The following is a 23759-nucleotide window of genomic DNA, read 5'->3' on the forward strand; positions in this document are numbered from 1 at the left end:
TATGAAAAATTATCCGAAAATCGGAATTCGACCAACCATTGATGGCCGTCAAGGTGGCGTTAGAGAATCGCTAGAAGAAAAAACTATGATGATGGCCCAATCAGCAAAAGAACTCATTGAAAAAAGTTTGTTTTATGCCGATGGAACGCCTGTTCAATGCGTCGTTGCCGAAAGGACAATTGGTGGTCAAGGAGATGCTGGAATTGTCGCTAATCAATTTTTAAAAGAAAATATTATTGCTACTCTTTCTGTGACTCCAAGTTGGTGTTACGGCACAGAAACAATGGATTTGCAAAATGAAACCATCAAAGCGGTGTGGGGATTTAATGGCACGGAACGACCAGGAGCGGTATATCTTGCCGCGGCGATGTCTGGTTATGCTCAAAAAGGTTATCCGGCCTTTAAAATTTATGGTTATGATGTGCAAGACCTTGATGACAATTCTATTCCAAAAGATGTGCAATCTAAAATTCTGACTTTTGCTCGAGGCGCGATTGCGGCAGGACAAATGAAAGGAAAGTCTTATGTCAATATTGGTTCATCTTGCATGGGCATTGCCGGATCTCAAATCGATAGTAAATTTTTCACGCAATATTTAGGAATGCCCGTTGAATTTGTCGATATGACCGAAATTCTTCGCCGCATTACTTTAAATATTTATGATCCTAAAGAAGTTCAAAAAGCATTAAGCTGGATTGAGGAAAATTGCCAGGAAGGTATCGATATTAATGAAGGAAAAGATTATCCTGAAATTATTACTCAGTCAAAAATTATTCCGGCCGATCAAGATTGGCAATTTATTGCTAAACAAGCCGTGATCATCCGTGATATCTTATACGGAAATGAAAAATTAAATGAATTAGGCTGGAAGGAAGAAGCTCGGGGCAGAAATGCAATCGCCGGTGGTTTCCAAGGACAAAGACAATGGACAGATTGGCTGCCTAATGGTGATTTCACCGAAGCAATTATGGCGTCAACCTTTGACTGGAACGGTCCTCGTCCAGTGACTGCTTTTGCAACTGAAAATGATACATTAAATGCCGCATCCATGCTTTTTGGAACGTTGTTAACGAATAAAGCGCCAATTTTTTCTGATGTTCGAACTTTTTGGAGTTCAGAATCGGTTGAACGGGTAACTGGGAAAAAATTAAGTGGGAAAGCCGCTAACGGGATTTTACATTTAATTAATTCTGGCGCTTCCGCCCTTGATGGCACAGCGGGAGCTAAAGATGAATTAGACAATGGCGTCATGAAAGAATTTTGGAACATGACCCAAGCAGATATTAAAAATTGTTTGGCGAAAACGGATTGGTGTCGAGCAAATTATGAATATTTCCGTGGCGGCGGTTTTTCTTCACATTTTAGAACGAATGCCGAGATGCCAGTAACGATGATTCGTTTGAATATAGTAGATGGCGTTGGCCCCACCTTACAAATTGCAGAAGGTTATACTTGCGTGTTAGCTGACGATGTTCATAAAATTTTAGATGAACGGACGGATAAAACTTGGCCGACGACTTGGTTTGCTCCAAATTTGGGCATGCCTGGATTTGAAACGGTCTATGAAGTCATGAATCATTGGGGCTCTAATCACGGCGCCACCGTTTATGGACATGTGGGGGATGATTTAATTACTTTGGCCAGCATGTTGCGGATTCCAGTAGCCTTGCACAATATTTCAAATGAACGGATTTTTCGCCCGCATGCTTTTAGTGGATTTGGCACGAAAAACTTAGAAAGCGCAGACTTTGCCGCTTGTAAATATTTCGGACCCCTTTATAAATAAAAAAGTCTAAAACAAGAGCTATCAGCCCCTGCTAAAAGAGTTTTATTTTTATTTCAAGCAGCAAGAGCGGTCTAGTGTGTGCATAAAACAAGAACTTCTTGCAATTTCCCTTAAGTTTCGCTATAATGTATCAGTGCGTAAACGCGCATTTTAAGTTGCGTCATGCAACGCGTGGGAGGAGAAATCTACATCTCCATTAACCACATCACGGATTCAAGGAGGTATGTCTCGTGGCAAAAAAAGTTGAAAAAATCGTTAAATTGCAGATTCCAGCCGGAAAAGCAACTCCAGCTCCCCCAGTCGGCCCTGCATTAGGACAAGCCGGTGTAAATATCATGGGCTTTACAAAAGAATTTAACGCTCGTACAGCTGATCAAGCTGGTTTAATTATCCCAGTTGTGATTTCCGTATACGAAGACCGTTCATTTACTTTTGTAACAAAAACACCACCAGCTGCAGTTTTATTGAAAAAAGCTGCTAACGTGGAAAAAGGTTCTGGCGAACCAAATACGAAAAAAGTTGCTTCTGTAACAAAAGATCAAATTAAAGAAATTGCAACCACTAAATTAGAAGACTTAAACGCTGCAAACGTTGAAGCTGCTATGCGGATGGTTGAAGGAACTGCTAGAAGCATGGGAATCACAGTTACCGAATAATTTCCCTTTGGTACGCTTCTAAAGTTCAGGCATGCGTGCATGCTTGTGGGAGGGTCACCGCTAAAACCACAATCAAGGAGGATTTATCATGGCTAAAAAAAGCAAAAAATTACAAGATGCCCTAAAAAAAGTGGATGCTACTAAAGCATACCCTGTTACTGAAGCAATTGCTTTAGTTAAAGAAACAAATTTCGCGAAATTCGATGCAACTGTTGAAGTTGCTTATCGTTTATCTGTTGATCCTAAAAAAGCTGATCAACAAATTCGTGGCGCTGTCGTTTTACCAAACGGTACCGGCAAAACACAAACTGTTTTGGTTTTTGCAAAAGGCGAAAAAGCTAAAGAAGCTTTGGCTGCTGGTGCAGACTTTGTTGGTGATTCCGACATGGTTCAAAAAATCCAAGGTGGCTGGTTTGATTTCGACGTGATCGTTGCAACACCAGACATGATGGCTGAAGTTGGTCGTTTAGGACGGGTTTTAGGACCTAAAGGCTTAATGCCTAACCCTAAAACTGGTACTGTTACAATGGATGTTACTAAAGCTGTTAATGAAGTTAAAGCAGGTAAAGTAACTTACCGTGTCGACAAAGCTGGTAATATTCATGTGCCAATCGGAAAAGTTTCATTTTCTGATGACAAATTGGTTGAAAACTTTAAAACAATTCATGATACTTTGTTGAAGGTTAAACCTGCAACTGCTAAAGGTCAATACATGAAAAATATTACTGTAACGTCAACCTTTGGACCTGGCGTTCACGTAGATCAAGCAAGCTTCTAAAATTTTTAAAAAAACTTGACCTAGTTTTCTTGGCATGTTAAAGTGAACTAGGTCAGATTTTTGACTATACCTAAGACAGTAGGTGACGCAAGTCTTAATTTCCTACCGAGGCCAACCTAATAAAAAGGTCCCTCTATGTCTAGGTGACATGGAGTTTTTTTGTATAAAAATTCCAAAAAAACCTAGGAGGTGAAATCAAATGAGTGAAGCAGCAATTGCAAAAAAAGCAAGTTTAGTTGATCAAGTTGCTGAAAAATTCTCCCAATCCGCATCTGTAGTGATTGTTGATTACCGTGGTTTAACAGTAGCTGAAGTTACTGAACTTCGGAAACAATTACGTGAAGCTGGCGTCGAAATGAAAGTTATCAAAAATGGTATCTTATCACGTGCCGCTGAACAAGCAGGTTTAAAAGGTTTAGGTGAAGTTTTCACAGGACCAACTGCTGTTGCATTTTCTAATGAAGATGTAGTTGCACCTGCTAAAATCATGGACGAATTTGCAAGTAAAGCCAAAGCCTTAGAAATTAAAGGTGGCGTGATTGAAAACAAAGTCGCTTCTATTGAACAAATTCAAGCCTTGGCAAAATTACCAAGTCGCGAAGGTTTGTTATCCATGCTTTTATCTGTTTTACAAGCACCAGTACGGAACGTGGCTTACGCTGTCCAAGCTGTTGTGGAAAGCAAAGAAGAACCAGCTGCATAAGTCTTGCTAGCTAAAAACAAAAAAAATAAATTTTTCGGAGGAAATCTAAAATGGCATTAAATGTTGAAAATATTGTTGCTGAATTAAAAGACGCAACCATCTTAGAATTAAGCGAATTAGTTAAAGCAATCGAAACTGAATTCGGCGTATCTGCTGCAGCTCCTGTTGCTGCTGCTGGTCCTGCTGCTGCAGCTGCTGAAGAACAAACAGAATTTACTGTTGAAATCTCTGCATCTGGCGATCAAAAAGTGAAAGCAATCAAAGTTGTTCGCGAAATCACTGGTCTTGGTTTGAAAGAAGCTAAAGCTTTAGTTGACGGCGCTCCTGCTGTTGTTAAAGAAGGCGTTTCTAAAGAAGAAGCTGAAGAAATCAAAACTAAACTTGAAGAAGTCGGCGCATCTGCAACTGTTAAATAATAGTTACTAATAAAAAGTAGTTCTGCTTTATTGCAGAGCTGCTTTTTTTGTACTTCAAAATAAAATGGCTCAATGTCAAATCGGACTGATAGGATTATTTAAAACAGTTAAAGCAGAATTTATTTTCTGCTTTGGCTGTTTTTTTATTTAATAGAAATAAGATTGTTAGTTAAGAAGATACGGGCGCGCATGTTGGCGAAATTTCGATAGCCATAGGCGACTCTTTTGAGGACTTTTATATGGGTGTGGATATTTTCTAATTTTGCATTGGAATAGGATTTCTCTAAAGACAGGCGAATGCCTGCTTCGTGTTTACGGAAAGTACGTTTTAATATTTGTAGTTCGGCGGGAATTTCTTCAGGCATCTCACTTAAAAGACGATAAAATTCGCCGCCATCCTTATGATTGAAGGCGTAAATCAAATCTTGGTAGTAGTTGTAGCCCAGGGAAAGATCCTCAGAAATGGTTAAAAGTCGGTCCACGATTTCGGTTTGTGTTAAGTAGCTCCAACTAAAATTGGCTCTTTTTTTAAATGTTTGAAAATCTAATTTATCGTGACTCATTAAAAGAAGACGATTGAGCTTTTTTAATTGCCGGTATTGTTTGGCCTGTTCGGGATCGTTTTGATTGAGGCTTTTCATCACTCTGACCCGCAGGTTATCAAAGCAACGGTTCATGTGCTGGACAATATGAAATCGGTCAATGATAAGCTTAGCGTTAGGGAAACAGATTTTAACAACTTTTAGATACGGGGCATTCATATCCGACACCACGTAACGAACACTGTGCCGGGCCTGGCGATCGAAGCTCATAAAATAATCCACTAGGTCGTTCTTTCTGCGGCTAGGAAGAATATCAAACAGTTTGCCCGTATCACCATCCATACAAGAAAAAGCAAATTTTCCTTTGTAAGTGGTTAAAGAACGAAATTCGTCAAATAGTAAACATTTGGGCAACCAATTCTTTTTAATGTTGATTTCATGAGCTAATAAGTCGATTGATTTTTGTAAAGTAGAACTGGAAACAAAACAATGTTTGGCGATATTTTTAGCCGTATTTTTTTCAGTGAGCTCCTCAAAGGCCTTGTAAAATACTTGTTTAGCAATAAAGCAAAAGCGATCCACTAGGTACGTTTTGGCGGTAAAATAACTATGGCAGTTGCGACAGAGATATCTTTGTTTCTTGAGATTGAGATAAGTCCTCTGGTTGCCCGCAGAATTCAAAAGGATTCGAGACTGTTTTCCGCCATTTTTAACAATCGTTTTTTCATCCGCCTGACCACACTCAGGACAGCGTGAAACCTGATTTATTAAGGAAGCATAGACGACGAGATGCCCACCTTTTTTGTCCCTTTCTTCCTCAACGCTATGAATTTCAATATTTGAGTCTTTTATTCTAAGCAATTTTTTGATATCATTAAATTCGAACATATAAATTTTCCTCCCCAGAATGTGATGATGGTGATTCTATTCTAACGGAAAATTTGTATGTTTTCTTGTTTTTTAATACAAATAGGGACCGATAGAATTTTTATTCTATCAGTCCAATAAATTATAGAGCCAATAAAATAATATCCCAAATACAAACTAACTTCAGACACGCTTAATTAGCGTCTGAGGTTTTTTGAGTTTACAAAAATTTCCGACTCTTTTAAAATAAATAAGTAGCGAGTAAAGTAATGGATGATTAGAGAAAGCAGGTAATCTCATGACCTATCATCAAGAAGTTCAGGATCTAATTAAAATGGCCACGACTTTTTTAGTCTCTACCGTTGATGAACGCGGATTTCCCACGACCATTGTGGTGGCGCCGCCTATTCATCAAATTGGCATTCAACGATTGGAATTTTATGTCAGTGGTTCTAGTGAAACGGTGGAAAATATTTTACGGAACGGACTAGGATCAGTTTGCTGTTACTCCCTCGATAAACACGAGAGCTTACTTTTAAAGGGCACTTTTGGGACGAAAAAATTTTTGCCAGAAGATGAGCCATTACTAAATGATTATCAACATTTTCTCCAATACGAAGATGCTGTACTGATTCGTTTTGAAACAATGATTTGTAAAAGTCATAATCAAGGGGAAAATGTTCAATTTATAATTTAAAGTTCAGCGACTAGCTGAGCTTTTTTATTTTTAGCTGAATTAAAAAACAAAGATTAAAATTAAATAAGAAACGGCCGTTATTTAAAGTCAACAGTGGCATGGATACTCTCTATCGTTTACAATTAAATAGTAGTATAAAATAACTTAAAAAACGAAAGAGGGATTGAATGGAACCAGATCAGAAAAAAGAAATGACCAACATCGAGACGGGTTTGACGCAAGAAGAGGTGAATCAGCGACAAAAAACAGATGGAAAAAATGTTTTTGCTGAGCAAAAAGAAACACCTTATATTATGAAATTTTTGTATTCTTTGACTGATTTTACGACCATTATCTTATTAATTGCTGCCGGGATTTCCTTTTATACGGAGTTTATTACGCAATCGGGACATTATTTTGAAGGGTTATTGATTATCGCCATTGTCTTGATTAATTCTGCTTTGACGATTTTCCAAGAAGGGCGCGCTGAAAAATCCTTGGCCGCACTTAAAAAAATGAATCAAGAAGAAGTCTACGTTTTGCGAGATGGTGAACATCAAGTGATTTCTGCTGAGGAACTCGTAGTAGGCGATCTTGTTTTATTAGAAAATGGGAGCTTGATTCCAGCAGATGCAAAACTTGTTTCAACTACTAGCTTTAGAGTGGATGAATCAGCTTTAACTGGTGAAAGTGAACCTTTAGACAAAAGTGAAGAATATCAAGCTGGAAAAGATGATGTATTATCTGATCGACTAGATTTAGTCTTTAAAGGGACGACAGTTTCTTCCGGTCGAGCGCAAGCGATTGTTACGGCCATCGGGATGCAAACGGAAATGGGTAAAATTGCTTCTTTATTAAACGAAGAAAAAGCTGAGAAAACACCGCTGCAAAACCGTTTAAATAAATTAGGAAAAAATATCAGTATTTTAGCAGTCTTAGCTTCGGCCATCGTATTTGCATTAGGTTTTTATCAAGGAGAAGCACCGTTAGATATTTTCATGATTGCAGTCTCTTTAGCCGTAGCTGCGGTACCAGAAACTTTGACGGTAATTGTTACTTTAACTTTAGCTGATGGCGTACAAAAAATGGCTAAAAAACGGGCAATCGTTCGCCAATTACCAGCGGTAGAAACATTGGGTAGTGCTAGTGTCATTTGTTCCGATAAAACAGGGACGTTAACTGAAAATAAAATGCGCGTCCGCCGGCTTTACATAGAAGGTGGCGAAGTAACTGAAGCTCATGGCGAATTTTCTAATCACAGTTTAGAAGTCTTGAAAATGGCAAGTCTTTGTACAAACGTTGTCGTTGAAAAAGATGGCGATGAGCTAGAAGTGTTAGGAAATCCCACTGAAGCGGCAATTGTTCGCGCCTTAGAAGATTCTTATTATACAATAGATGAAATTACTGATAAATATCCGCGGATTGAAGAAATTCCTTTTGACTCGACGCGTAAAATGATGACAACCTTCCACCAAATGGGCGAACGATTTATTTCCATTACAAAAGGGGCCTTTGATTTATTAAGCGAAAAAATTATTTACGGCGACCTTCCTCACGCTAGCTATGTCAATGAGCGTTTCGGAAAAGAAGCTTTGCGGGTCATTGCGGTTGGGTTTAAAGTATATGATGAAAAACCAGAAAATCTCACGGCTGAAGAATTAGAAAATGATTTACACTTAATGGGTTTAATCGGGATTATTGATCCGCCGCGGGCAGAATCAAAAGTGGCCATTGCGCAAGCTAAAGAAGCTGGCATCAAAACAGTTATGATTACCGGCGACCACGCGGTTACAGCTTCGGCGATTGCTGTGGAGTTGGGGATTATGGATAAAGGAGATTCTGCCATGACTGGTACGGAGTTAAAACAACTCACCGATGACCAGTTAGATGAAAAAATCGAAAAACAAGCAGTATTTGCTCGGGTGACACCAGAAGATAAAATCCGAATCGTTAAATCATGGCAAAGAACTGGCGCTGTGGTAGCCATGACCGGTGATGGCGTGAATGATGCGCCCGCCCTTAAAGCAAGTGATGTAGGTTGTGCCATGGGGATTACCGGAACCGATGTCGCTAAGGGCGCGGCGGATATTATTTTAACAGATGATAATTACGCGACTATTGTAGATGCCGTAGCTATGGGACGAACAGTTTACCAAAATATCAAAAAAACGGTAGCTTTTCTTTTGAGCTGTAATATCTCTGAAGTGTTTGCCGTTTTAATTGCCATGTTACTAGGGTGGGGTTCACCGTTTACCGCAGTCCACTTGTTGTTTATTAATGTGGTAGCTGATGGTTTGCCTGGATTTGCTTTAGGTCGTGAACCTGGCGATGAAGATAATATGCGTCAAAAACCGCTGAAAAAAAATATGAGTATTTTTGGTGGCGGTACTTGGCAACAGATTGCCATTGGAGCGATTAGTTTTACGATTATTTCTTTATGGGCCTTTTACATTGGCAATAACTCCAATACTTTAAGTCATTGGTTAATGGGTTCAGCCGCTGTTGGGCAAACGATGGCTTTTCTAGTCTTGTCGTATTCTTCTATTTTACAAGTTTTTAATGTTAGATCCGAAAAATCTATTTTTAAAGTAAACCTTTTAAGCAATAAAAAATTAGTGCAAATGGCTTTACTGTCGATTGCCATTACGACAGTTATTGCTTTTGTTCCAGTTTTCCAAAATATGTTTGAATTAACGAGCTTAAGTTTGAATCATTGGTTAGTAGTGCTTGGCTTGTCGATTATTCCAACGATTATTTACGAAGGAATTAAGTTTTGGAGAAGCCCAGAAGTTTCTCAAGAAACAACCCAAGACGTTGCGCCGGTTAAATCTTAAGCGGACAAGTTGCAAATCTTTTTTTCCTAAGTTAACATATATCTGAGATAAAAAAATGCTAACTTGGAGGGAAATAGATGGCGTATAATGTTTTTGAGAAACCATTTTCCACCATTTATCCACTCTATGTGGAAAAAGTGACAAAAAAAGGGCGGACAACAGACGAGCTCGACTCGGTCATTGTTTGGCTGACCGGCTACACGTTAGAAGAATTACCGCATAAAATCAAAGAGAAAACCCTGGCTCAATTTTTACAAGAAGCACCAATGAATCCCAACGCCCAGTTAATTACTGGTGTAGTTTGTGGGGTACGGGTGGAAAATATAGTGGACAGCTTAACGCAAAAAATGCGTTATCTCGATAAAGTTGTCGATGAATTAGCAAAAGGGAAAAAGCTCGAAAAGATTATGCGCAGCTAAAAGATTTAAGGAAGTCCAGTTCAACGATTAAGTTAAACAGATTTAAAAAAGTTAGACTAATTTTGACCAAACGCCCTTGGCGTTTGGTCTGATTATTTTGGAGGGAATCGTGATTAAGAAGTTGTTGAAAATTATTTTGGGTATTGTTTTGTTGGTTGTAGTCGTTGCAGGCGGATATATGGCTTATTTATTTTTAAGTTATCATCGGCTGGATGATCATCTGCCACTAGAAGTAAAAAATGTCGGACAAGAAAGTTTAACGAAAGAAAAAAGTTATACAGCGACCACCTTTAATATTGGTTTTGGTGCTTATTCGCAAAACTTTAGCTTTTTTATGGATGATGGCGATTATTCCAGAGCTTACAATCGCCAAGAAGTCATCAAAAATATGACGGGTATCACTGAGACGGTGGCTGAACTTTCTCCGACCATTAGTTTTTATCAAGAAGTAGATGTGGAGGGCGATCGTTCACGCCATGTGAATCAAGTGGCTTTTTTGGCTGAACAGTTTCCGGAATACTCGACGGTTTTTGCTGAAAATTACGATTCCGCCTATCTCTTTTATCCATTTACGCAGCCAATCGGTAAAGCTAAATCAGGATTAATGACTTTAGCGCAAGCAGAAATGATCAGCAGCACGCGTTATTCATTGCCGATTGAAACGAATTTTAATAAATTTTTTGATTTGGATCGCGCCTTTTCGGCTACCCAAGTCGCTGTGGAAAATGACGGCATTTTAACTTTAGTCAATACTCACCTGTCCGCTTTCACCAAAGATCCGACGATTCACGATGCTCAATTACGTAAATTATTTGACTATATCGCCAGTGAATACGCACTAGGACATTATGTGATGGTGGCCGGCGATTACAATCATGATTTATTAGGGAATGCACCTAGCGTCTTTGGCACCAGAGAAGAGCGAGAAACTTGGACGCATCCATTTCCTAAAGAAAAGTTGCCAGAACATTTTTCCGTTCCCACCGGAGAAATCGCTGAAGCAAAAATTCCTTCCGTCCGGGCCTCAAATATCGCCTATGATCCTGAAGTAAGTTACGTCTCTTACGTGGATGGCTTTATTTTATCCGATAATATCGAAGCTGAGGCTGTCGAAGTAGTGGATGCACAATTTATGAACTCAGATCACAATCCGGTCCAATTAACATTTAAATTGAAATAAATGAAAAAACGTTGTGCGCGTGCACAACGTTTTTTTGTTATGTAATACATAATCTTACATAATTATTCATAAAAAATTCGCGGTTCGTTCTAATAAAAAACATTTTTTCAAAATGCAACGGAAAATTTTTTGAAAATTCAAGCGTAGTGGGCATTGTTCAGTTTTTGAATATTTAACAACTGCAACGTCTTGTTTTAATTGCAACGGTCGGTCTAGATAAGTTAAAAAACAAATTTAATTTTTTGTACTCCTTTTCAAAAAAAGCGCAAATCCGCTTAAAAAATTATTTAATTTTAAAGTGATTGAAATGAGAAAATTATGAGATATAATACATTTATATTTATTCAGAAAGTTTCTGAAAGAAAAGGGGTATTTTGTTGGAAAGTAAAAAAAGTCATTTCAAATTTAGACATTTATTTTTATTGTCGACCTTGGCGTTAAATGTCGCCGGCTCACTAGTCGCTCCCAGTACACAAATTTTCGCCAGTGGAGAAGCAACGACCAAAGTTGAAAGTGCTGAAAAGCAAACACTAGAACAACTCGTTAGAGAAAAAAATACTGAAGCACAAAAAGTAATGTCAGATACATTTTTAACACAAGTAAAAACGCAATTAGCAGCTAAAGGTGTTAACACGGCTGATTTAAGTGCTGAAGAACTGGGAAATCAACCGGTGCGGGTCATTGTAAATTTATCTGGACAAGCCGCAGTTGAAAGTCAAACCCAAGCTGATGTCGATTTTGCTAGCGCTGATGCGGCTGAAGAAAAAGTTTTAGCAGCACAAGAAACTGTTCAACAACAAGTAGAAGAAATTACTAGTACAAAAGTTGCCGAGGAATTTGGTTATTTAGTTAATGGATTTTCCATCGACGCCACAGCTAACCAAGTTGAAGCTATTTCAAAATTAGACTCCGTTGAAAGTGTGGAAGTCACCAATGTTGAAGAGGCAATGGACACAACTGCCGGACAGCTTATTCAAGTCCAACAAGCTTGGGAAGAAAATTCTCTAAAAGGTGAAGGCATGGTCATTGCCATTATCGACTCTGGGATTGATTCCACCCATAAAGATTTGCGGTTAAGTGATGAATCCACAGCAAAAATTTCTGAAGCAGATGCTAAAAGCGTGATTTCTGAATTAGGTTATGGAAAATACGAAAGTGCCAAAGTTCCATTTGGTCACAACTATGCAGACGGGAATGATGATGATTTATCCGCAAATGACGGGGTAATGCACGGCATGCACGTTGCCGGGATTGCTGCGGCTAATGGAGAGAATCCAGATAATGCGACGAGCGTGGCTGGTGTTGCACCAGAAGCCCAATTGCTAAATTTGCGGGTATTTCCAGAAACAAATGCTGACGGACCTACCACTGATACAATTATTCAAGCGATTGAAGATTCCGTTAAATTAGGTGCCGATGTGATCAATATGTCATTAGGTTCCGATGACGGCGGATCTTCTGAAGTCAGTGCTGAACTTGATGCAGTAAACAACGCCGCGGCCGCTGGGGTATTACCAGTCATTGCTGCTGGGAACTCAGGACTATCGACTTCTATGGGTGGAGTAGGTAATATTTCTACTTATGAAGCAACCGATGATGGTTTGATGTCTAGTCCTGCTAATGCCAAAGAAGCTTTAACCGTTGCTTCATCAGAAAATACCTCAATGCGTAAGCCTTTTGTATCTTTTTTCCGTGAAAAAGAAGAATTATTTGATGGTGAAAAATTATTGGTCCAAACAGCGGATCTTGCTAATAATTTATTTCCTAGCAGCCGACGTTATATAGTAGCTGGCGATGATGCTACAACTCAAGCAAACAGCACTGATTTACCACTTTTAGGAAAGTATGAAGATTTTTCAGGTCAATCTACAGGGGGGAAAGTTTTAGTTGTTTCTCGTGGTGAAATTTCATTTGCTGAAAAGCAACAAAATGCTATTTCTTTAAATGCTGCAGGTCTGATCATTATTAACAATGTAGCTAACAATAACGATAGTGCAGGAATCGATAATAACTTAGGAATACCAACACTATTTGTTTCTTATGAAGTTGGACAAAAATTATTGGAAAAAATTCGCGAAAATCCGGATGTTACTTATAGTTTTTCTGATGTTGAGGAAATGGTCGTTGACAATCCAGACGCTAAGAAAATGTCGAACTTTAGTACTTGGGGACCAAATACAAACTTAGATATCAAGCCAGATATTACTGCACCGGGTGGTCAAATTTGGTCTTTAGCCAATGACAATCAATATCAGTCTATGAATGGGACGTCAATCGCTTCTCCAATGGCCGCCGGAGCCGAAGCATTAGTATTGCAAGGAATTAAAGAACGGGGATTAAATCTTTCTGGTTTAGAACTCACTCGAACGGCGAAACTTTTGACGATGAATACCGCAGAACCAATTTTAGATGCTGAAGCTGGAAATGTTCCCTATTCACCTCGTTATCAAGGTGCTGGACAAATTCAAATTGCCAATGCCTTACAAAGTTCTGTGACACTTACTTATAATGATCAACCGTCTGCTGCTTTGAAAAATATTGGCAGTAGCACAGAATTTTCTGTGACCTTGACGAACCACGGACAAAATGATGCTTCGTTTTCGTTCAATAACTTTGGCGGCGTTTATACCAAAGCAGTTGAAGAAAATGGCCTAGTTCATGATGCTTTAGTTGACGGAGCAAGTCTCACACCTGACGCTAATGAAATCACTGTCGCTGCTGGCGAAAGTAAAGAAGTAAAAATCAATCTAGAATTGCCAACTGAGTTTGCTAGTGATCAATGGGCAGAAGGATATTTAGGATTTACTAGTTTAACAGAAGATCAAGCGAACTTATCTATGCCTTATTTAGGATACTTTGGAGATTGGAATGAAGTTGAAGTCTTTGATCAACCAGCATGGGAAGAAGATACGCAATTTTACGGAAACTATTTCATGGACTATGATCAAGGAACCGTTCTAGGAGTTGATTTTTCATATGAAGATTATACTGGTTCAATTCAATATGATATTTTACCTGAAGATGTTGCTAGCTATGAAACCTTTGTAAATCCAGACAAAGTTGCTATTTCTCCCAACGGCGACACGTATAAAGATTCAGCTTTAATTTATCAATTGATAAATCGTCACGTAAAAGAAATTTCACAACAAATCTTAAATGAAGATGGGACCGTTGTTCGTGATTTAAACTCTGATTATGATGGTCATAAAGTTTTTGTTAATGGTGAAGGAACGCAATTAAATATTAACTCCTACATTAGCATGACAAATAACCGTTTTGACGGCAAGGCATTTAATCAAAAAACTGGTTTATCTGAAGCACTTCCTGACGGTCAGTATTATTATCAAATCTCGGCAACGCCCGATGTTGATAATGGTACGCCACAAACTTTAACTTTGCCGATGAAAATTGACACAGTAAATCCAGAAATTTCGAATTTAGCTATTCAAAAAGAAGAGGACGGTCTGTTTCATTTGACTGGTCATGTTGATGAAGATTTTTCAGGATTAAGTGACTGGACGACAGTTGGTGTAAGTATTAACGGTTATAGTTATTATTTTTATCTAGGGGATGCATCTTTTGATGCCTATTTAGAAGACGCCCAAGATGGAGATACGATAATTAAAGAAAAAGATTTTAATATTCCGCTAGAAGAGTTTAGTAGTGTTTTTAAAAATGGTGCCAACGAAGTAAAAGTTGGGATTGTCGATAATGCAGATAATTTTGGTGAAGTAAGTACAACAATCGACGTTACTGTTGATGAAAATCATGGCGGAGACTTAATTGTTTACAATGTTTATGATTCAGTAGCTATTACCGATACTAATACATTTTACGATCCAGAAACAAAAACATTTTTAGTTTATGGTTACAATCCACGCGATTTTTATTTAAATGGTCAACTTGTTCAAGTCGATGAACAAGGGCTATTTGAAACAAGGGTTCCCATTGATGAAACAACTAAAAAATTAACTTTTTCATTGGATGCTTCAAATAAACGGATCCTAAAAGAATTAACAATCGGTTTTGCTTATGAACCAACCGCAGAATTTGATAAAGAAAACGGTGAGTGGTTCGACTATGGAACACAAGACGTTTATGTTATCAAAAATAAAACCGATACGATTCGGTTAACTGGGAAAGTTACTAGTGGAACAGCTGATGAAGTTGGCGGAGAACTAACCCCACAAAATGCTGAGGCAGTAGGCTTTAGTTATAAATTCGATCCAATAACTAATATTTTCTCAGCGACAATTCCTTTTTATCAGGATTCAAGCTTCTTTGAAGGAGATAATATTATTTCTGCAACAGCCTACCGACAAGCAGGAGATTTAGGTGCAATTGCTGGTGGTACTGACTTTGTCATTGTTCGCCAATTAGGACAAACTGCATTAAGTTTTGAAAATGTGACTGACGGTGGAATCATTTTTTATCGTGCTGATGAGGCCTTAGCTAATGGTTATAATCCAGATACACAAACTTTCACTGTAACTGGTGATGCTTCAGAAATTGAAGATTTCCGAATTTTAGTTAATCCAACGAATCCTGAAGATCCAGCAAATCAAGTACAGATTAATGAAGATGGTACTTTTAATTTTGATTTAAATATTAACCCTACCGATCAAAAAATTTATAGCTATTCCTTTAGATTTGCTGGACAAGATACTGTTAATTATGGGAGCTTTGGTATTTCATTAGATACAGTCTTCCCACATTTGAATTTAGCACAAGAAAATAGCTGGCAGATTTCTCAACAAGAAGGAATTGATTATGAGGTCTACACGAATAGCGATCAATTTACTCTTGCTGGAACAATGGGCGATGATCTGTCTGGATATACTTTGTATCTTGGAACAGATGAAGAATATAAAGATGCCTTCAACGGATCTTTAAAAACAAAATTCACAACAGAAGATAAAAATTTCGAAAGAATTTTTGATTTGTATGAAACCGATGATGCTCTTGATATCAATCCCAACGATCAAGATAACGATAATTTATTTGTAGCTATTTTGACTGAGGTTATGGGAAATTCTATTGTTAAAACAATTTTGGTTCACCAATCAAGTGCGGAAGTAGAAATGCCAGAAGTTGTTTCTGATAATGAGAGTCTAACAAAAGATCCCGTTCATTTAACAGCTACTCAAACAGAAAGTTTACCAATTTATTACAGTTTAGATGATGGGGAAACTTGGACATTATATTCAGGCGAAATCACTAAAGCATTAAATGGTGAAGTACTGTTTAAAGCTGTTGATCAATATGGAAATGAATCTGATCTAAATGCTTACTCGGTCGAAAATATTGTTTTGGCAGTAGCCAGCTTACCAAAAGCCGATTTAACAGATTTCGGTCCGGAAGTTGAAGGTGTTGAAGTCACTTTAAGTTTCGCTGATGAGTTGACAGAAGAACAGTTAGCTTATACCCATTTGCGCTACAGCATAGATGGTGGAGCAACATGGTTAGAATATACTGAACCATTTTCTGTTTTAGAATCCACTGAAGTTTTAATCCAAAGTTATGATGATGCGGGAAATTCAAGTGAGGCAACGCCGGTTTGGGTAAATGTTCCAGAAAAAACAACTGAAGATGGCAATACACCAGTAGATTCGAATAATTCTGGAGAAGATGAAACGCCAGTAGACTCGAATAATTCTGGAGAAGATGATACAAAATCAGATGATCAAGAATCTGAAGCCAAGTTATTAGGTCAAGGTGGAGATTACTGGAAAGCTTTCACGGATGATTTAAAAGAAAATACTGAAACACCAGAAGATTATTCTGCAGAAAATACAGACTATCTACCAAATACAGGTGAAAAACAATCTAACACATGGTCATTTGTAGGACTTATTTTAGTTGCACTAGGAGCTACAAGTTGGGTTTACGTAAAAAGAAAGAAGGTTAATGTAGGTGAAAAGTAAAAAATTGCAAGTAACTTTGTATAGCAGTCTGGTTTTAGCAGCTTTAACTTTGGGCAGTTTTGTCCAAAGTTCAGCTGTCTATGCAGAAGATTCAGCTGAAGCTCCAACTGAAGAAGTAGTAGAAGCAGTTGCGGACGTGACTTATCCAGACATTGAAATTAATGCCACTAATTTTCCTGATAATACATTGCGGACTTTAATGATTGGATCCGCACAAAATTGGGGTGGGTCCGGAGAAGTATTAACTTCTGAAATGCAAAAACAAATGGGTGAATTATATCTCAACGGCGAAAATGTAGCTGATTTAACAGGACTTGACCTCCTTCCACTTTTAGGAAGTGTTCATCTTGATGGCAGTGCAGTTTCTGATTTGTCACCACTGAACAATTGTGCAAGCTTAGTAAATGTTTATGCTAAAAATACTGCCTTAACTACAGTAGATCAAACTTTTGAAAATTCACATGTGACTTATTTAGATTTGAGTGACAATGGTGATTTGGAAAAGGTGAATACAATTGGCTTGCCAAATTTACAAATATTTCAAATGGGGAAGGTACCAAGTCTAAAATCATTACAGTTTAATAATCCTGTACTGAAAGATGTTAATTTATTTAATCTCCAAGCTGATGCTGCTCAAAAAATTAGTTTGAGACAAGTTAGTCGTGTTGAAAGTTTGACTATAAATAATTCCGGACTGGAAACTTTTGATGTGACGGATATTAAATTTCCAAATTTAAAAGGTCTTAGTCTCCAAGGAAACAAGTTGACCAATTTTGATTCATCTCTTACTGCTTACCCTATTCCAAATCAACAAAATTTTCCTGTTTTACAAGATTTATCTGTCGATAAAAATGAAATCACTGATATAGATTTATCTGGGGCGCCTTCATTAGTAAAAGTGCGAGCTAACCAAAATAAAATTAGCTCTGTTGAATTTAAAGATCCAACGACAGTTAAAGGCTTATTTTTTGCGAATAATCAGTTAGAAAGTTTTGATCCAACGGCTTTTGTCAATCTTCAAAATCTCGATGTTTCATATAATAAAATTAAAGAGTTAAATGTTTCAGGCAATAAATTAGTTAGTCTAGCTGCTGTAGAAAATCAATTAACTGAATTCGATGCCTCCAACCAAGAGTACTTAAATTCATTAATTCTTTCTAAAAATAAATTGACAAAACTAGATATAGCAGTTGATACAAATTTATTTATGTTGATGGTGGATGACAATGAGTTAACTTCCTTGGATGTCCGAAGCTTTAGTAAATTGCAATATGCTAGTTTCAAGAATAATCATCTTCCTTATCTAGGAATTAATTTACCTGCTGATTCTGTCAATACAGTATTTGATTACCGTGGATCCGGTCAAACGGTTGAGTGGACAACTTATGAAGTAGAAGGAAAATGGTATGTAGATTTAGAAGAATTAGTTACCGCTGAAAATGGTGCCTATTTAGCGATTGGCGATGATGTTAATTGGCTATTAAACGATAAAACGGGAGTAGTTCAATATTTAGGCACGGGTCAACCAACCATCTTACCTTACTTCTTGATGATTGAACATGTTGAGGGTGTTAATCCAACTCAAGCTTATGCTGGAAACTTTTCTGCAGTTGCCAATTTAACTGCTTCTGAGGAAAAAGTATTTAATGTAACTTTTGAGTCTGTTGATGATACTCAAGGAATTGTTGGTACAAGTTCTGTTGAGGTACAAGCTAATCAAATCATTCCTGAAGTCGCTGTGCAACCAGCAGCTGGATATAAATTTGACCATTGGGAAGATTTATCCGGAAACACAGTCGATCTAGCAACGTTCAAACCATTTGAAGACGTGACGCTTTATGCAATATTTGTTCCTGTTACTGCTGAAGAAAATGATGACGCAAAAGCCGGTGAAGCAGATGGAACAGCTGATGGTCTTGCTGGTGTAGAAGCACAAGATGTTTCCGCCAAATCTGAATCTTATCAAAAAGCCTATCAAGAAGCATATGAAAAAGCTGCTGCACAATTTAATGAAGATTATCAAGCAGGACTCGCTGCTGGTGCTTTAGATGGTAGTGAAAATGCTGAAGCAGCAGATTTGTCCGAACAATCCGCAGCTTATCAAAAAGGTTACAGCGAAGCATATGAAAAAGCTGTAGCACAATATGAAGCCGATTATGCAGAAGGTTTGGCTGCCGGTGCCGCTGATTTTGCCGCTGACAAAGAAGCACAGGATGTCAGTGATCAAGCAAAAGGCTACCAAGCAGGTTATGCTAAAGGTTATGAAGATGCCAAAGAACAAGCTGGCGAAACTCCAGTAACACCAGTCGAAAATCCTGATGACGGTAATGAACCAGTAGACGGAAGCGAACCTGTTGAACCAGTAGATGGCAGTGAACCTGATAAAGTTACTGATGGTGATGACAATACTAATACTGGCGATACCACCAAAGACGGAACGCAAACGTCTGAGCCCGTAAAAGTTTCTGCTACAGGAGATCAAAAAACAAAAGTGGTGAGTGGAGACCAAACTAGTCAGAAAGTAACTTCTGCTAAAAAAGTTGCCACTGGCACAAAATCAAATGTGGCTAGCAAAAAGAATCTTGCTGATTTCTTGCCACAAACAGGTGAAGCTCATCCATATGCCGCCTTATTTACGGCTGTTGGTTTAGCCCTGATTGGCTTGGCCAGCTGGTTGAGTTTGAAAAAATTTAAACACGTGAAATAAACAAAAAAGTTCTGAGTGATAATTATCACTCAGAACTTTTTTTGCATTTTTATTTTAAAAAATCTTCACAAGCTGCCAGTAAGGTTTCTTGACTGGACACGACTTGCCCATTTAATTTGATTAAGCCGATTGTATATAAGTTAGCGTAAGGAAATTGTGATTCGGCGACTTCAGACAAAGCGGTGAGTTTTTCAGGATTATTGCTTCCTTGTTGGCGGGAGTCAGTGTAAAGACCCACCATGGGAATGCCCGCTTGGTAGGCAACGCCAATTTCTGAAGCGACGCCCACATCAATAACAGGTCCATCTAAAACAGCAATCAACAGATCGGAAGCTAATAAAGCGTTGGTATCGGCCAAAGCGATTTTTTTGGAATCGGCGTACTGGCTTTTGTCATTAATGTCCCCTTGTTCTTGGGGTAAATAAATCGTAACTTCTGGGAATTTTTCTCGGAGCTTTCCGACTAACATTTCGTTATATAATTGTTCACTTTCAGCAAAAAGTGGTGCAGCAAAATAAATATTCATTCTAATCCTTCTTTCTGTTTTCCTTATTGTACTAAAGTTTTCTTCATTCGGCTATCTTATTTAAATCTTAACTTTGTTACCAAATAACTTTAATTTGTTCCTTTTAAGACGTTATAGAAAGCGCTATTCTTTATAAAGAGAGGAAGGGAGCTGTATGAAAAAAAAGAAAAAAGGGTTTTTCTATCAAGCGTGGCGCTATAAGGCTTTGATTTTCATGGCTTTACCGGGGATGATCTGGTTTATTTTTTTCTTCTATATTCCGGTATTAACGAATGTAGTGGCATTTAAAAATTTTCACTATTCACCAAATGGATTTTTAGATAGCTTGATTACGAGTCCTTGGGTTGGTTTTGATAATTTTAAATTTTTATTTGCTTCAAGTGATGCTTGGTTGATTACTAGAAATACCATTTTGTACAATGTGGTCTTTTTGGCGTTTAATTTATTTTTTGCGATTAGTTTTGCCATTGTAATGAGTGAGTTGCGGAATAAAAAAACGGTCAAAGTGTATCATACGTTGACCTTGCTGCCTTACTTTTTATCGTGGGCGGTTATTGATTATTTTGTTTATGCTTTTCTTTCACCTTCAAAAGGGATTGTAAATTCTTGGATTACTGACGGTGGCGGTACGGCGATTAACTGGTTTGCCGATCCGCGATGGTGGCCATTTATTTTCGTTTTCCTAAATGTTTGGAAAGGTTTGGGCTACAATTCGATTATTTATTACGCTTCAGTGATGGGGATTGATCCGACTTACTATGAAGCGGCGATGGTGGATGGCGCTAATAAATGGCAACAAATTAAAAATGTGACCATTCCACAAATTATACCAATGATGACTGTTTTACTTATTTTAAATATCGGGGGGATTTTCCGAGCGGACTTTGGTTTGTTCTATATTATTCCACGAAATTCCGGAGCGCTCTATCAAGTGACCTCGGTGCTAGATACTTATATTTATAATGGTTTGACGACAACAGGGGATATCGGAATGACGGCAGCAGCCGCTTTATATCAATCGGTTGTTGGTGCTACGTTATTATTGATTGCTAATTTTGTTGTCCGACGAATCGAACCAGATTCAGCATTATTTTAGGAGGGGAAAACTAATGAAAAAAAAGCAAATTAATTCAGTTCGTTTCCGCTCCTTCAATCCAGCAGTCAATCTTGTTTTTAATATTGTCATTGCCTTATTTGCAATCTCGTGTGTGTTACCATTTTTCTTTGTAATTGTTATTTCGCTGACTAGTGAAAGTGCGTTAGCAAATTATGGTTATCAATTTTGGCCAAAAGAATTTTCAATAGAAGCTTATCGCTATATTTTTCAAGGGGCGATGTCGGCGCGGATTTTGCGAGCATTAGGAGTGACTGTTTTTATTACTGTTGTCGGAACAGTGGTCAACTCAACAATGACAAGTCTTTATGCTTATGTTATTTCTCGCAGTAATTTTCCATTTCGCCGTTTCTTTACGGTCTTTGCATTGATTACTATGCTTTTTTCACCAGGAATGGTGGCGCAATATTTAGTAGTAACGAACTTGTTGCAATTAAAAGACACTGTCTGGGCATTGATTTTACCTGGTGCGTTAGGGCCATTTAATATTTTAGTCATGCGGACGTTTTTCAAAAAAACAGTTCCCGATAGCATTATTGAATCGGCGCGCATTGATGGCGCCACGGAAATGAAAATTTTCACCAAAATTGTTTTACCACTAGCTGTTCCAGGGATTGCCACAATTAGTTTATTTGCTTCACTTGGCTACTGGAATGATTGGTTTAATGCGCTGTTATATATTCAAAATGCAAATTTAGTTCCATTGCAATTTTTGCTGATGAAAATTCAAAATAATCTCGATTACTTAGCAAAAAATCCTGATATGGCATCCCAAATTTCAGGCAGCATTGCCAATTTACCTAGTGAATCGGCACGAATGGCGATTGTCGTTTTGGCGACTCTGCCGATTGCCTTAACTTATCCATTCTTCCAAAGATTCTTTGTTGGAGGATTAACTATTGGTGGCGTGAAAGAATAAAAAAGAACAAAAAACAAGGAGGAAGTAAAATGAAAAAGTCAAAAAAAGTTTTAGCTATTGCAGCTCTAAGTACTGTAGCCTTAACATTGGCTGCTTGTGGATCAAATAATAATAGCGGCGGGAATTCTGGTGGAAGTGATGGCGATGTTCCAACTTTGACAATGTATCGTCAAGGGGACGCACCGATTAATTATGACGATTTAATTGGTAAAGCGAATGAAATTTTGGAAGAAAAAGTTGGCGCTCATTTGAAAATGGAATTTGTCGGTTGGGGCGACTGGGATCAAAAAATGTCCACTATCGTTGCATCCGGTGAAGCATATGACATTTCCATTGCGCAAAATTATGTAACCAACGCCCAAAAAGGCGCGTATACAGATTTAACTGATATGTTGCCAGATTTAGCTAAAACTGCTTATGAAAATTTACCTGAAAGTTATATTACCGGGAATTTGATTGGTGACAAACTTTATGCATTTCCAATTAACGGCAATGTTTATGGTCAACAAATGATGACGTTCAACCAAGAATTAATTGAAAAATATGGTTTGGATATTTCTAATGTTGGTGATTCTTACGCTTCAGCAACTGACGTTTTGACGAAATTCCATGAACAAGAACCTAACACGCCAGCATTTGCGATTGGTAAAGATTTTAAAGCATCAGGAAATTATGATTATCCACTAGGAAATGGTTATCCATTTGCCGTGAAGAGTGAAGGAACTGGCACGCCAACAATTATTAATCAATATGATGATGACGAATTTGTAGCAAACTTAGTTACTTTGCATGAATGGTACACAGCTGGATTAATTCCAACCGATGCTGCAACAAGTTCTCAACCTTATAATTTAAATGAAAATACTTGGTTCATGCGGGAAGAAACCCAAGGACCATTGGACTATGGCGATAACGCGTTAACCAATGCAGCGGGTAAAGAACTCGTGTCACAACCATTAACAAAACCATTTAAATCAACTGGTCAAGCACAAATGGCAAACTATGTTGTTGGGAATACTTCTAAAAATAAAGAACTTGCCGTTAAATTGCTCGGCGAATTAAACTCCAATCCAGAATTATTGAATCTTTTAGTTTACGGGATTGAAGGCGAACAATGGGAAAAAGTCGATGATGATACGATCAAATTATTAGACGGTTACCAAGCAGACACTCATTTAGGCGCTTGGAATACTGGTGACAACACGATTTTATATACAACTGAAAATATTACTGATGAAATGATTTCTGAACGGGACGAAAGCATCGAAAATTCCGTAGAATCTCCAATTTTAGGATTTAACTTTAATACTGATTCCGTAAAAACAGAAATCACCAACATCGCAAACGTCATGAACCGTTACGTTTCTACTATTAATACTGGTACTTTAGATCCAAAAGATACTTTACCAGAATTATTAGCAGGCCTAGAACAAGCCGGCTGGGCAAAAGTCCAAGAAGAAATGCAAACACAACTAGACGAATTCTACGCGAATAAATAAAGGATGTCGATTGTGCGGTTAATGGTGTAGAGAAATAGGGAAATGATTTGAAATCCCGTTTTTGGATTTTGAATCATTTCATCTTTTCTCCTAACCATTGCACAAGAGACACCGTGAATAAAGGTTGTATTTTGACTGATCAGCAGTGTAGAAAAATAGGAAAACTGAGAACGAATGGAACATTCGTCAGAAGTTTTATCTTTTTTCCTAACT

16 protein-coding genes and 1 other annotated feature are annotated in these 23759 nt (G+C 37.9%); of the genes, 14 read left to right on the top strand and 2 right to left on the bottom strand.

Features of this window, described 5'->3' with window-relative positions:
- Nucleotide 1: 1 nt before the first annotated feature.
- The 5 genes from BQ5341_RS04650 (at nt 2) to rplL (ending at nt 4339) form a co-directional block, all read left to right on the top strand.
- Entirely contained in the window at nt 2–1786 is a 1785-nt protein-coding gene (locus tag BQ5341_RS04650; RefSeq protein ID WP_071130881.1) for an L-fucose isomerase, read from the top strand.
- A 230-nt stretch (nt 1787–2016) separates the two neighbouring features.
- Entirely contained in the window at nt 2017–2442 is a 426-nt protein-coding gene (gene rplK / locus BQ5341_RS04655; protein ID WP_071130882.1) for a 50S ribosomal protein L11, read from the top strand.
- An 88-nt stretch (nt 2443–2530) separates the two neighbouring features.
- Nucleotides 2531–3220: a 50S ribosomal protein L1 gene (rplA, locus tag BQ5341_RS04660; RefSeq protein ID WP_071130883.1), complete on the top strand. Its 690-nt coding sequence runs from the start codon at nt 2531–2533 to the stop codon at nt 3218–3220.
- 51 nt (nt 3221–3271) lie between these two features.
- Nucleotides 3272–3390: a sequence feature (ribosomal protein L10 leader region), on the top strand.
- A 29-nt stretch (nt 3391–3419) separates the two neighbouring features.
- On the top strand, nt 3420–3923 hold the full coding sequence (gene rplJ, locus BQ5341_RS04665; RefSeq protein WP_071130884.1) for a 50S ribosomal protein L10: 504 nt from the start codon (nt 3420–3422) through the stop codon (nt 3921–3923).
- A gap of 50 nt (nt 3924–3973) precedes the next feature.
- Entirely contained in the window at nt 3974–4339 is a 366-nt protein-coding gene (rplL, locus tag BQ5341_RS04670) for a 50S ribosomal protein L7/L12 (RefSeq protein ID WP_071130885.1), read from the top strand.
- A 143-nt stretch (nt 4340–4482) separates the two neighbouring features.
- Here rplL and BQ5341_RS04675 read toward each other — a convergent pair whose 3' ends face one another.
- A complete protein-coding gene (locus BQ5341_RS04675; RefSeq protein WP_071130886.1) occupies nt 4483–5769 on the bottom strand; it encodes an ISL3 family transposase in 1287 nt (428 codons plus the stop codon).
- A 277-nt stretch (nt 5770–6046) separates the two neighbouring features.
- On the opposite strand from BQ5341_RS04675, the gene BQ5341_RS04680 reads away from it, so the two are divergent.
- The 6 genes from BQ5341_RS04680 to BQ5341_RS04705 all read left to right on the top strand — a co-directional run bounded on the left by BQ5341_RS04680 (nt 6047) and on the right by BQ5341_RS04705 (nt 19488).
- Nucleotides 6047–6445 carry a pyridoxamine 5'-phosphate oxidase family protein gene (locus BQ5341_RS04680; RefSeq protein WP_071130887.1) on the top strand — a complete coding sequence of 133 codons (399 nt, stop codon included), beginning with the start codon at nt 6047–6049 and terminating at the stop codon, nt 6443–6445.
- Between the two features lie 167 nt (nt 6446–6612).
- Complete coding sequence (locus BQ5341_RS04685; protein ID WP_071130888.1) at nt 6613–9258, top strand: cation-translocating P-type ATPase; 2646 nt, start codon at nt 6613–6615, stop codon at nt 9256–9258.
- A gap of 77 nt (nt 9259–9335) precedes the next feature.
- Nucleotides 9336–9677: a DUF2200 domain-containing protein gene (locus BQ5341_RS04690; RefSeq protein WP_071130889.1), complete on the top strand. Its 342-nt coding sequence runs from the start codon at nt 9336–9338 to the stop codon at nt 9675–9677.
- 112 nt (nt 9678–9789) lie between these two features.
- Nucleotides 9790–10857 (top strand): hydrolase, encoded by a 1068-nt coding sequence (locus BQ5341_RS04695; protein WP_071131872.1) that lies wholly within the window; start codon nt 9790–9792, stop codon nt 10855–10857.
- Nucleotides 10858–11234: 377 nt separating this feature from the next.
- The gene (locus BQ5341_RS04700) at nt 11235–16781 is read left to right on the top strand and encodes a S8 family serine peptidase (RefSeq protein ID WP_071130890.1); all 5547 of its coding nucleotides are present in this window, start codon (nt 11235–11237) and stop codon (nt 16779–16781) included.
- Nucleotides 16771–19488, top strand: coding sequence for an LPXTG cell wall anchor domain-containing protein (locus tag BQ5341_RS04705; protein WP_071130891.1), 2718 nt, complete (start codon nt 16771–16773; stop codon nt 19486–19488). The genes BQ5341_RS04700 and BQ5341_RS04705 overlap by 11 nt, the downstream gene beginning before the upstream one ends.
- Before the next feature lie 49 nt (nt 19489–19537).
- Here BQ5341_RS04705 and BQ5341_RS04710 read toward each other — a convergent pair whose 3' ends face one another.
- Complete coding sequence (locus tag BQ5341_RS04710; protein ID WP_071130892.1) at nt 19538–20014, bottom strand: nucleoside 2-deoxyribosyltransferase; 477 nt, start codon at nt 20012–20014, stop codon at nt 19538–19540.
- Nucleotides 20015–20168: 154 nt separating this feature from the next.
- Between BQ5341_RS04710 and BQ5341_RS04715 the strand changes: the two genes are divergently transcribed.
- Genes BQ5341_RS04715 through BQ5341_RS04725 form a run of 3 tightly spaced genes read left to right on the top strand, consistent with a single transcriptional unit; the run spans nt 20169 to nt 23546 of the window.
- Nucleotides 20169–21110 (top strand): ABC transporter permease, encoded by a 942-nt coding sequence (locus tag BQ5341_RS04715; protein WP_071130893.1) that lies wholly within the window; start codon nt 20169–20171, stop codon nt 21108–21110.
- 13 nt (nt 21111–21123) lie between these two features.
- Entirely contained in the window at nt 21124–22047 is a 924-nt protein-coding gene (locus BQ5341_RS04720; protein ID WP_071130894.1) for a carbohydrate ABC transporter permease, read from the top strand.
- A 29-nt stretch (nt 22048–22076) separates the two neighbouring features.
- Complete coding sequence (locus BQ5341_RS04725; protein WP_071130895.1) at nt 22077–23546, top strand: ABC transporter substrate-binding protein; 1470 nt, start codon at nt 22077–22079, stop codon at nt 23544–23546.
- Nucleotides 23547–23759 lie beyond the last annotated feature (213 nt).

The sequence above is a fragment of the Enterococcus timonensis genome, assembly GCF_900104595.1.
In the GTDB taxonomy this organism is placed as follows: domain Bacteria; phylum Bacillota; class Bacilli; order Lactobacillales; family Enterococcaceae; genus Enterococcus_J; species Enterococcus_J timonensis.